Here is a 12,714-nt window from a genome sequence, read left to right as displayed (position 1 = left end):
TTGAGTGCTTCGACTTTGAGCAGCGCGCACAAACGCTTTCTGTTGCTGCAAGGTGTCTGCTCGCCGTTTTTCGACCGGCTGGGCGAACAGCTGTTGGCCGCGGGACACGAGGTGATCAAGATCAATTTCACCGTCGGCGACAGCGCTTTCTGGCGTCAGGGCAATACCTACGCCTACCGCGGACAGGCGAAGGACATACCCGAATATCTTTCGCAGATATGGGATCGCCACGAAATTACCGATCAGGTCGTCTTCGGGGACCGTCGCCCGGTGCATCGACGCGCCATTCTGGCCGCGCGGCGCCGGGGTATCCGCAATCACGTCTTCGAGGAAGGTTATTTCCGGCCTTACTGGGTGACGCTGGAGCGCGAAGGCGTCAACGCCCATTCGCTGCTGCCGCGGGATCCGGACTGGTACCGCGAAGCCGGCAGGCGGCTGCCCAGCGCCGGGCGACCCATGGCGTTTCCCAACCAGTTCCACACCCGGGCGCGCCACGATGTGATCTATCATCTGGCGGGGATCGCCAATCCGTTTCTCCACCCGCATTACCGCAACCACGCTTTGGTCACCGCGCCGGTGGAATACGCCGGCTTTCTGCTGCGCAAGATGCGCATGCCGTACCTGAAACGGCGCGACAACGAGCGCGTGAAAGCGCTATTGGACGCCAAACGGCCGTTTTACCTGCTGCCCCTGCAGCTGAAGAGCGATGCCCAGATTCGCTACCATTCCGATTACAAGAACATGCAGGAAGTGATCGGCAAGGTGGCCGCATCGTTCGCCTACCACGCCCCGCGCGATGCCTTCCTGGTAATCAAGAACCATCCCCTCGACATGGGGCTGGCCCAGTACGCGAGCCTGATCGAGGTACTGACGCACGAATACGATCTGGGCGACCGCCTCGTCTATCTCGAAGGCGGCAATCTCGAGGCACTGCTCAAGCACGCCAGCGGACTGGTGACGGTCAACAGCACCGCCGGCAACGTCTCGCTCGGTTTCGACTGCCCGACCCACACGCTGGCCTCGCCGGTCTATGACATGGCCGGCCTGACCCATCAGGGCACGCTGGACGAATTCTGGCACAATGTCCCCAAACCGGACGCGGAACTGTTCCGGGCCTACCGCCGGACCGTTGCCCAGACGGTTCAGATCAACGGCGGGTTTTACTGCCGTCCGGGAATCGACCTGGCGGCGAAAAACGCCCTTCAGGCGTTACAGCGGGAACGCTCCCCCTTACAACAACTCATGGATGAGATCGCGTCATGACCCGAGTCGTCATTACCGGTGCCACCGGTGCCATCGGTCAGGCACTGGCCGCCGTCTACGCGAAGCCGGGTAACCAACTGATCCTGCATGGCCGCCAGCTCGACGTGCTCGAGACCCTGGCGGCCACGTGTCGTCACGCCGGTGCCGAGGTCGAGCTGGATCAGGTCGCACTGGAAGACGACGATGCCCTGTTCGCCTGGCTGGAAACGCTATGCACGCCGACGGTGCCGGATATCGTGATCGTCAATGCCGGCATGAACATCGATATCGGAGAAGATGCCAGCGGCGAAGACTGGGACGACGCCAGCCGCCTGCTCGAAATCAATCTGCGTGTGCCGATGGCTATGGGCAACCACCTCGGCAAACGCATGCGCGCCGCCGGTCACGGCCAGCTGGTGCTGATGAGCTCGCTGGCCGCCTATCACGGCTTGCCGGTGACGCCGAGCTACAGCGCCAGCAAGGCCGGCGTCAAGGCCTACGGCGAAGCGCTGCGCGGCTGGCTGGCGCCGCACGGTGTGGGCGTCAGCGTGGTGATGCCGGGCTACGTCAGCTCGAAGATGTGCGATGAGATGCCCGGCCCCAAGCCGTTTCTTTGGCAGCCCGAGCGCGCCGCCCGGTTCATCGCCCAGGGCATCGAAAGGAATCGCGCCAGGATCAGCTTCCCCTTTCCGCTCAATTTCGGCTGCTGGTGGCTGGCCGTATTACCGGCGGCGATCTCGCAGCGCCTGCTGACGCTGTTCGGTTATGACCACGACCACGGCGACGGAGCGCATCGATGATTCACGGATTCTGGAACGGGTTCTGGGCGGCGATTGCCACGCTGGTGGTGACCAGCCTGTGCGAAATGATATTGAAACCGCGCCCGCAGCCGCTGTGGCAACGCCCGCCAGCCGCGGTTGCCGTGCACCTGGCAACGGCCGCCCTACACTTTACATTCTGGCTTCTGATCGTCCAGCGGCCGTGGTTTGCGCTGGTCATCGCCGCGTCATTGCAGATGGTGGTGATCCAGGTCAACAACACCAAGTCAACATCGTTGCGCGAGCCCTTCCTGTGCCAGGATTTCGAATACTTCATCGACGCCATTCGCCATCCGCGGCTCTATATCCCGTTTTTTGGTGTCGGCTTGACGATTGGCGCCAGCCTGGCCGGCGCCATCGCCATCGGCATCGGTTTCTGGCTCGAGCCGTCGCTCTTCGGTCACGCCGACGCGCCCTGGTCGCTGGCGGGAACGCTGGCGCTGACCGCGGCTGCCGTCGCCGTGCTGAGCTGGCAACTGCCCCGGCTGCCCGCATGCACGCTGGAACCCAACGAGGATCTCGTGCGACTCGGCCTCTATCCCTATCTCTGGGCCTATGGACGCATGACTCGCTTGCCCATCGACCGCGACGACAACGACAGCGCCTTCGCCGCCCCCTGGGATCTGGAATCCGAACCCGTCGATCCCGCTACGCTGCCCAATGTCGTGCTGGTTCAAAGCGAATCTTTCTTCGATCCCCGCGACTGGCACCCGGACATTCGGCGCGAACTGCTGGGTGAATACGATGCGCTGATGGCCGAATCTCTGCAGTCGGGACGCTTCGACGTGCCCGCCTGGGGCGCCAATACCGTGCGCACCGAATGCGCGGTCCTGACCGGATTCACCCCGTCACGGCTCGGCGTGCATCGTTTCAATCCTTACCACCAGCTCTCGAAGCTGCCGGTCAACAATCTCGCCGGCGCCCTCAAACGTCTGGGCTATCGCACGGTTTGTATCCATCCGTATCCCGTCAGTTTCTACCTGCGCGATCGGGTCTACCCTAATCTCGGGTTCGACACCTTCATCGATATCGCCGATTTCGATCTCAGCGAGCGCGACGGTCAGTACACCGGCGATCTGGCGCTGGCAGAGCGGGTTCAGAAACAGTTGGCAACGGCGGACGAAAAACCGCTGTTCATCTTCGTGATCAGCATGGAGAATCACGGCCCGCTCCATCTCGAAACGCCGGACCCGGCCATTGCCGAGCGGTGGGTCGAAGGCGGCGTTACTCCCGGTTGCGAAGAGCTAACGGTTTATCTGAGGCATCTACGCAATACCGATAGTATGCTGGAACGACTCAGGGACTCTCTGCAACAAAACAGCGAGCTGCAGGATAACAACGAGCTTCATAAAAGCAGCCGGCACGGCATTCTGGGTTTCTACGGCGACCATGTGCCGATCATGCCGAAAGTCTACGCACAGCATGGCGAGCCGGATGGTTTCACGAACTATTTCATCTGGCAGACAGCGCCCCGTTCAGGGGATAACGTGCGGATGACGCTCCCAGCCGATAAGCTGGGAACCACAATCTACGACAGAATTATCGACCACGCAGGCAAGCTTGGTGCGAATTGAGAAAGGCGTAGCCCGCGCGCTACGAAGCAAGGAGTCCCAATGACCAAACGCGTTGCCATCATCGGCGCGGCTCACCGTTTTCCGAGCGCCCCGACATCCCAACGTTTCTGGCAAGCGCTCAAGACCGGCGAAGACCTCGTCACCACGGTCGCCGAAGACCGCTGGGGCCTGGAAGCCTATCGTCACCCGGACAAGCAACATCCGGGCACCAGCTATACTTTTGCCGCCGGCAGCCTCGGCGACATTTCCGGCTTCGATGCCGGCTTTTTCGGTATTTCGCCGCGTGAAGCCGCCCAGATGGATCCGCAGCAGCGCATCCTGCTGGAAATGACCTGGGAAGCGATGGAAGACGCCGGCATCCCGCCGCAGGCGCTGCGCGGCAGCCAGTGCGGCGTGTTCCTGGGCATTGCCAGTCTCGATTATTCGTATCGCATGGCCGACGACATGTCGGCGATCGACACCTCGACGGCGACCGGCAATACCTCGAGCATCGCCTCGAACCGGATTTCCTACCTGTTCGACCTGCACGGTCCGAGCATGTCGATGGATACCGCCTGCTCCTCGTCGCTGGTCGCCTTTCACCAGGCCTGCCAGTCGATCCGCAGCGGCGAAACGACGATGGCGCTGGCCGGTGGCATCAGCCTGCACCTGCATCCGTTCGGCTTCATCATCTTCGCCAAGGCCAGCATGCTCTCGCCCACCGGGCGCTGTCAGGTCTTCGACGAAGCCGGTGACGGCTACGTGCGTTCCGAAGGCGGCGGGATCTTCCTGCTCAAGGATTACGACACGGCCGTCGCCGATGGCGATCGCATACTGGCCGTGGTCGCCGGTAGCGGCGTCAACACCGACGGCTACAAGAAGGGGCTGACGGTCCCCAACCCCGACGCCCAGGTCGCGCTGATGAACCAGACCCTGGAACGCGCCGGGCTGACGCCGGACGATATCGACTATCTGGAAGCCCACGGCACCGGCACCGCGGTCGGTGATCCGCTGGAAACCCGCGCCATTGGCGCGGCTATCGGCCAGAAGCGCAAGACGCCGCTGCCGATCGGTTCGGTGAAGAGCAACCTCGGTCACCTGGAAACCGCCTCCGGCGTTGCCGGCCTGGCCAAGGCGCTGTATGCCCTGCGCGAGCGCGAAGTCCCGGCCACCATCGGCATTCGCAAGGTCAATCCGCGGATCGACCTCGAAGGCTGGAATCTCGACATCGTCGACAAGCCGCGCAAGCTGAAGGCCGAAGGCCAGCTGACCATCGGCATCAACTCGTTCGGTTTCGGCGGCGCCAATGCGCACGTCATCCTACAGTCTGCGCTCGAAACGCCGGCATCCGAGGCCGTCGATGCACCCGTGCGTCGACTGCCGCTGTGCCTGAGCGCGCGCAGCCCGGAAGCCCTGCGCGAGTTCGCGGCACGCCTCAGCGACAACCTGACCGCGGGCGGCGTGTCGCTCTACGACACCGCCTACAGCCTGGCTTTCCGTCGCGAGAGCCATCCCCACGCCGCAGTGCTGTTGATCGACAACGCCGCCGATGCGATTACCCGGCTGGACGCCCTGGCTGCCGCCGAGAGCGTGCCCGGTTCCGCCGTCGGCGAGCGGGTCGATACCGGCTACGGCCCGGTATTCGTCTACGACGGCAACGGCTGCCAGTGGGAAGCGATGGGCCGCACGCTGCTGAGTGAATCGGCGGTGTTCGCCGCCGCCGTCGACGAAGTCGACGCGCTGTTCGTCAGATATGCCGACTTCTCGCTGCGTGCCGAGCTGGACGGTTCCAATCAACAGAATTCGACCGACGGTGACGAGCGGCTGGCTCGCACCGAGATCGCCCAACCGGCATTGTTCGCGCTGCAGGTCGGCGTGACCCGTGTGCTCGCAGCCGAAGGCGTGCATCCCGCCGCCGTGACCGGCCACAGCGTGGGTGAAGTTGCGGCGGCCTGGGCCTGTGGCGCCCTGACACTCGCCGAAGCGGTCAGCGTCATCTATCACCGCAGCGCGTGTCAGGGGCGTACCCGTGGCAGTGGCGAAATGACCGCCGTCGGCCTCGGCGCCGAAGCGATGCAGGCATGGCTGAAAGACCCCGCGCATGCCGAGGTCGTGATCGCCGGCGTCAATGGCCCCAAGGGCGTGACCTTGGCCGGCCCGACGAAAGCGCTGGAGCGTCTGGAATCGGCGCTTTCCGGCGAGCGTATCTTCGCCAAGCGCCTGGCGCTGGATTACGCCTTCCACAGCCCCGCCATGGATTCGATCCGCCAGGACGTCATCGACGCGCTGGCGCATCTGGCACCCCGCGACGCCCGCATTCCGTTCCTTTCTACCGTGGCCGGCAAGGCGCTGGCGGGCAGCGAACTGGGTGCGGAATACTGGTGGCTCAATATCCGCGAGCCGGTCCAGTTCGCGCCGGCGATCGATTCATTGATCGACTCCGGTGCCCGCGCCTTCATCGAGATCGGCGCCCAGCCGATCCTGCGGCGTTACCTGACCGATGCGCTCACCGCGCAATCCGTTACCGGCAAGGTCATCGCCACGCTGAGCCGCGACAACGACGGCGCCAGCGCCATGGAGTCCAGCCTGGCCAGTTTGCTGGTCAGCGGCGCCGTTTCTCCCGGGGCGTGGTTCCCGGTCATCGGGCACTTCGTCGACCTGCCGCACTACCCATGGCAGCGTGAGCGTTACTGGGTCAAGACGACTGGCGACTCCCAGGGCCTGATGGCGCGGCACTACGAACATCCGTTGCTGGGCTATCGTCTGCCACGTCAAGGCATGGCGTGGGAAAGCCAGCTCGATACTCGCCGCCTTCCGTGGCTTGCTGATCACCGCGTCGGCGACGCCACGGTGTTCCCGGGGGCCGGCTTCGCCGAACTCGCGCTCGCCGCGGCAGCGGCCGCCAAGGCGTCACCGTTGCTGGATATCGAAGCGCTGGAAATCCTCAGCCCGCTGCTGCTGGATGCCACCCATGGCAAGAAGATGCAGGTGGAAATTCAGGACGCCGACGGCACCCTGACCATGAAGACCCGCGAGCCGGCGAGCGACGACGCCTGGACGCTCAACGCCCGCGCCCGCATCGCCGTGCAGACCCGTGGCCTGCTGCTGACACGTCGCGGCACGCCGTTGCCGAGCCGGCCGGCGGACGTCACGCGAGCGCAGCATCTGGCGATGGCCGCTCACGTCGGGCTGGAATACGGCCCCGGCTTCCAGGCGATCAGCGAGGTCTGGATCGAACGAGATCGTGCCATGGCTCGCATCGATCTCCCTTCGGCGATTGCCGAGGATCAGCGCGACTGCCTGCTGGCGCCGGGTATCCTCGACAGCGCTTTTCAGCTTTTCATCCCGCTGCTGGCCGATGAACTCGCCAAAGCCGGCGGCCTGGCTTTCGTGCCGGTGCGTCTGGAACGCCTGCAGCTCCAGGTCGATGCCGCGCCGCCGGCGTCGATGGAAGTCCGCCTGACCAGCCGCGCCCCGCACTCGTTGTGCGCCGACGTGGCGCTGTTCGACGCCGCCGGCAATGCCGTGGCGGTGGTCGAAGGCGCGCGTTTTAAGGCCGCCCGACTGCGTCACGCCGTTCAGCATCGCTTGAGCTACCTCGATCATCGCCTGGTGCCGGCACCGCGCGAAGCCGCCGCGCTGCCGCTGGACGAGGCCACCGCCGAGCTGGCGCTGGCTCAACTGGTCGACAACTATCGTCGCGTGACCGAAAGCCGCTATGGCAATGAAGTCGAGCCGCTACTGGAAACGCTGGTTTCCGCATTTCTCGACGAGGCGCTGCGGGGCTACGCCGATAGCGACGGGCAACTGCTCGCCGGGCGTTTTGATGCCGGAGCGACCGAAGCCCGCCAGCGCCGTCATGCGCTGATCGAGCTGGCGCTGGCCACCGGCATCGTGTCGGAAACGCCGGCCGGCTGGCAGCTGCAGGAAACCCCGGATATCGACGCGCCGACGGTCTGGAATCTGCTGATCCGGGACTACCCGGACTACGCCGCGCTGACCCACAGCATCGGCCGCTTCGGTCTCCATCTGACGGACTGGCTCGAAGAGCGCCTCGACGATCATTTTGATAGCCGGGCCACGCTGGCGCTGGACGCGCCGCGCCTGACCCGACTGGTGCAAACCGCCGTCGGCGAGCGCGGCTGGCACGCGCTGGCTGAGACCTGGCTGGCGCAATACGCCATGTCGCTCGAGCTGCTGCCGCCCCATCAGCGTCTGATCATGCTCGAAGCCTCGGCGCTGCGTCCGCAGCTCGGCGAACGACTGATGAGCGGTCTTCCAGGCGATCGTGCCCAGTATCGTTTCGTCGCGCTGCGAGACAGCGCGCTGAGCGATGCGGAGTCTCTGGCCGAACACGATCCGCGCGTCGACCTGCTGACGCCCGGTGCCGCCGCGCCAGAGATCGGCGCCAACGTCGCGCTGGTAACGCTGGATGGCACCCAGGGCGAGATCGACACACTGCTGCAGTGGCTACCGCCACAGCTGGCCGAGGACGCCCAGATCGCGATTCTGGCGCTGGGGGACACCGACTGGCAGTCGTTCCTGTCGCTGCCGATGGAACCCCAGTCGCGCCCGGCTGATCTCGAAAGCGTCATCCAGCAGCTGAACGTGCTGGGCTATCGTCAGGTCGAGCGGCATACGCTGGAAAACGAACAGGGCGGCCTGCAGCTGCTGACCGCCCAGGCGCCGCTGGCGGCCGAGGAAACACGGTCCGACACTGGCGCTGCCGGGCACACCGAAGCCCAGTCCTCCGAACAGTGGCTGGTGATCAGCGACGATGCCTCAGCGTGGCTCGCCGCCGCACTGGTGACACGTTTCGGCTCGCTGGACGAACCGGTACTGCACCTGGCCGGTAGTGAACTGGCCCCCGGGGATCTGTTGCCGTTGGCGCTGGAGAGCATCAGCCCGAGCCAGATCGTCGACCTGCGTGGGCTGGCAACCGCAGCGGAAGATCGCTGCGTGCTGGCCGCCCAGTGGCTGCAGACGCTGGAATCGGCAGGAAGTGACGCCGCGCTGTGGTGGATCACCCTGGGCGTGGGAGCGCATTTTTCTACACTGCCCGGTGCCGCAGTCAATTCGCTTACCCTGCCCGGTGCCGCAGTCGATTCGTCTTCACTACCCGAGCTCTCCAAGCCGTCCGACACCACTGCGGATGCTGCGCTCTCTACGCTGCCCGAAGATGCAGCACTTTCCATGCTCCCCGAAGATGCAGCGCTATGGGGTTTCGGTCGTTCGCTACAGAACGAGGCGGGCAATCGTCAGGTACGGCTGCTGGATCTTCCCTTCTCGAGCCGGAATTCGCTTCCCCACGAGGTGCTGGATGCGCTGCTGTTCGAGCTCAGCGCACCCGACGCCGAAACCGAGATCGTGCTGGATACCGACGGTCAGCGCTGGGTACCCAGGCTGGGTCTGGCAGCGGCGCCCGGCACGCCGGTCGGCACCGAAGAACCTGCCAGCGATCGCGCCGTCAGCCTCGGCTTCGAACTGCCGGGCCAGCTGCGCCATCTGCGCTGGCAGCCGCATGATCTACCCGCCCCGCAGCCCGGGCAGGTCGAGATCGCGGTCAAGGCCACCGGGCTCAACTTCCGCGACGTCATGTACGCGCTCGGCCTGCTCTCCGACGAAGCGATCGAGAACGGCTTCGCCGGGCCCACCCTGGGTCTGGAGTTCGCCGGTGAAGTGATCAGCGTCGGCGACCCGAACGGCTCGCTGCGCCCCGGCGACGCGGTGGTCGGCTTCGGCCCGGCCAGCTTCAGCGACCGGCTGATCGCCGACGTCAACGCCGTCGCGCCGATCCCCGCCGAGATCGGCTACGCCGCCGCAGCGACGATCCCGACGACCTTCTTCACCGTCTATTACTCGCTCAAGCATCTGGCCCGCGTGCAGCCCGGCGAACGGTTGCTGATTCATGGCGCCGCCGGCGGCGTCGGTCTGGCCGCGATTCAGGTCGGCCGCTGGCTGGGCGCCGAGATCTACGCCACCGTCGGCTCGCCAGAAAAACAGGACTTCCTGCGCCTGCTGGGCGTCGAGCGCATCTACGACTCGCGCAGCCTGACATTCGCCGAAGAGATTCTTCACGATAACGTCATTGAACGACAGGCCCTGGAGAACGGCGGCAACGGCCGAGGTACCGGCGTTGATGGCGTGGACGTCGTGCTGAACTCACTGGCAGGAGAAGCGATCAATCAGAACCTGCGGGTGCTCAAGCCGTTCGGTCGTTTCATCGAGCTCGGCAAGCGTGACTTCTACGAGAACACCAAGGTCGGCCTGCGCCCGTTCCGCAACAACCTGAGCTACTTCGGCGTCGACTCCGACCAGCTGATGAGCGAGCTGCCCGAGCTGACCGGTGAGCTGTTCGCCGAGATGATGGCGCTGTTCGCCGACGGCACGCTGTCGCCGCTGCCGTACATCGCCTTTGGCAGCGACCGGGTAGTCGAGGCCTTCCGCTACATGCAGCAGGCCCGCCAGATCGGCAAGGTCGTCGTCACCTACGAACGCCCGCCGCAGATGGCCGCTGCCGCGCCTAAAGACATTCCGCTGACGCTGGACGCTGCGGGCACCTACGTGGTGACCGGTGGTCTCGGCGGGTTCGGGCTGGCGACGGCCGAATGGCTGGCCGCCAAGGGCGCCCGCCAACTGCTGCTGCTGAGCCGCCGTGGTGCGACCACCGAGGAAGCCAAAAGCGGCGTAGCGCGGCTCGAAGCGCTCGGCGTCACGGTCGCGGTCCGCGCCTGCGACGTGACCGATGCCCAGGCGCTCGAGCACGTGCTGGAAGACGCGCGTCAGACCCTTGGGCCGATTCGTGGCATCGTGCATGCGGCGACCGTCATCGACGATGGCCTGATCCGCAATCTCGACGAATCGCGCATTCGTCACGCCATGGCACCCAAGCTCGAAGGCGCGCGTCATCTGGATACGCTGACGGCAAGCGATGCGCTCGAATTCTTCGTCGTCTACTCCTCCGCCACTACCTTGTTCGGCAATCCTGGCCAGGCGAGCTACGTGGCCGCCAACCACTGGCTGGAAGCATTCACCGCCAATCGTCGCGCCCGAGGTCGACCGGCAACGGTGGTCCGTTGGGGCGCGATCGAGGACGTCGGCTTCCTGGCCCGCAATACCCAGACCCGCGACAGCCTGCAGGAGCGTCTTGGCGGTCAGGCACTGACCTCCGCCGACGCGCTGGGCGTTCTCGAGCGTATGCTGGTGGCCGACGTGGCCTCGCTCGGTGTTCTCGAGCTCGACTGGCACGCCCTGGCGCGCTTCCTGCCCACCGCGGAAGCGCCGCGCTATCGCGAGATCGCCCGCACGGCCAAGGACGATGGCAGTCAGGAAGGCGACGACGACCTGCAGCAGCTGCTGGCCAGTCTGGCGCCGGAAGCGCTCTACGCCACCCTGATCGATGTGCTCAGCAAGGAACTCGCCAAGATTCTGCTGATCGACGAGGAGAAGATCGATATCCACAAATCCGTCTATGACATGGGCTTCGACTCGCTGATGGGGGTCGAACTCGTCACCGCACTGGAAGCCCGCCTGGGCATCCAGGTTCCGGTGATGGTGCTCAGTGAAGCTGGTACGCTGGCCAAGCTGTGCGATTACCTGATGGGCAAACTGCGCGGCGATGATACGGAATCCGACAGCGACGAGGATGCGCTCAGCGGTCTGGCCGCTCAGCACGGCGTCGAAGTGCTTCAGAACGGTGTCCAAGTGCTTCAGAACGGCCATGGATCACAGGAAGACGGCGGGGCAAAATCGTGAGCCAATCCCGCGACGCGCTGAAACAGCGCCTGCTGCAGGAGGCGCGCCAGCGCCGCCAGCAGCGCCCCGAAGGCGACACCGCCCCCAAATCGGCGACTGCTGGCGTTGACGAGCGCTTCACTCGCTTCGATCGGCATCCGGGCTATCAGCAGCTCAAGATGATGCGCGAAGGCGGCCAGCGGCTCGGCATTCCCGACCCGTTCTTCAAGGTCCACGAAAGTACCGCCGGGGCGACCACCGTGATCGGCGGGCGCGAATGCATCAATTTCGCCAGCTACAACTATCTCGGCCTGGCCCACCACCCGGCGGTGATTCAGGCCGGCATCGATGCCCTGCAGCGCTACGGCAGTTCGGTATCCGCCAGCAGGCCGGTATCCGGCGAACGCCCGATCCACCACGAGCTGGAACAGGCCATCGCCGAGACCTACGAGGTCGAGGCGTCGGTGGTCTTCGTCAGCGGCCACGCCACCAACGTGTCGACGCTGGGCTACCTGCTCGGCCCCAAGGACCTGCTGCTTCACGACGAATACATCCATAACAGCACCGTGGTCGGCGCGCAGCTATCCGGCGCCCGCCGCATGAGCTTCGCGCACAACGACCCGGCCGCGCTCGAGAACCTGCTGGCGCGCCATCGCCGCCAATTCGAGCGCGTGCTGGTGGTGATCGAGGGGCTCTACAGCATGGACGGCGACGCCCCGGACCTGAAGCGCTTCGTCGAGATCAAGCAGCGCCACCAGGCCTGGCTGATGGTGGATGAAGCCCACTCCTTCGCCGTAATGGGCGATCAGGGCCTGGGACTCCGGGAATACTGCGGCGTGCCATCGACGGACGTCGATATCTGGATGGGTACGCTCTCGAAGACACTTTCCGGCTGCGGCGGCTACATCGCCGGCTGTCGGGAACTGGTGGAAATGCTGCGCTACTTCGCCCCGGGCTTCCTCTACAGCGTGGGCATGCCCGCCCAGGTCGCCGGACCCTCGCTAGCCGCCCTGCAGGTCATGAAGGATGAACCCGAGCGCCTGAGGCGGCTGCACGACATCTCGCGCTACTTCCTGCAGCAGGCCAAGGTCAAAGGGTTCGACATCGGCGAGAGCATCGGTGTCGCGGTGGTGCCGGTGATCGTCGGTAGCTCCGTGCTCGCCGCCGGGCTGTCGGACGCCCTGCTCAAGCACGACATCAACGTCCAGCCGATTCTTCACCCCGCCGTGCCCGAGAAAAGCGCGCGCCTGCGCTTCTTCCTCAATTGCGACCACACTCGCGAGCAGATCGACCAGACGCTCGACGTGCTGGAGACCGAGTGGAAAGCGCGAACTGGCTGACGCCAAGCTACCGGCAGAGCGAGAACG

General features: G+C 65.1%; 5 protein-coding genes. All 5 read left to right on the top strand.

All coding sequences use genetic code 11. The features are described 5' to 3' along the window. From ACUN9V_RS04220 to ACUN9V_RS04200, 5 genes are read left to right on the top strand one after another with little or no spacing between them, the layout of a single operon-like run. The gene (locus tag ACUN9V_RS04220; protein WP_246837633.1) at positions 1-1,263 is read left to right on the top strand and encodes a capsule biosynthesis protein; all 1,263 of its coding nucleotides are present in this window, start codon (positions 1-3) and stop codon (positions 1,261-1,263) included. After that, the gene (locus ACUN9V_RS04215) at positions 1,260-2,042 is read left to right on the top strand and encodes an SDR family NAD(P)-dependent oxidoreductase (protein WP_445510458.1); all 783 of its coding nucleotides are present in this window, start codon (positions 1,260-1,262) and stop codon (positions 2,040-2,042) included. Before ACUN9V_RS04220 ends, ACUN9V_RS04215 begins: the two co-directional genes overlap by 4 nt. Continuing rightward, on the top strand, positions 2,039-3,634 hold the full coding sequence (locus tag ACUN9V_RS04210; RefSeq protein ID WP_445510457.1) for an LTA synthase family protein: 1,596 nt from the start codon (positions 2,039-2,041) through the stop codon (positions 3,632-3,634). The genes ACUN9V_RS04215 and ACUN9V_RS04210 overlap by 4 nt, the downstream gene beginning before the upstream one ends. Positions 3,635-3,673: 39 nt before the next feature. Further along, complete coding sequence (locus ACUN9V_RS04205) at positions 3,674-11,368, top strand: SDR family NAD(P)-dependent oxidoreductase (RefSeq protein WP_445510456.1); 7,695 nt, start codon at positions 3,674-3,676, stop codon at positions 11,366-11,368. Then, the gene (locus tag ACUN9V_RS04200; protein WP_075561190.1) at positions 11,365-12,687 is read left to right on the top strand and encodes an aminotransferase class I/II-fold pyridoxal phosphate-dependent enzyme; all 1,323 of its coding nucleotides are present in this window, start codon (positions 11,365-11,367) and stop codon (positions 12,685-12,687) included. The genes ACUN9V_RS04205 and ACUN9V_RS04200 overlap by 4 nt, the downstream gene beginning before the upstream one ends. Positions 12,688-12,714: the final 27 nt, after the last annotated feature.

It is taken from the genome of Salinicola sp. V024 (assembly GCF_052645315.1).
Note: the sequence above shows the minus strand (reverse complement) of the source record. Positions and strands in the feature narration are given on the sequence as shown.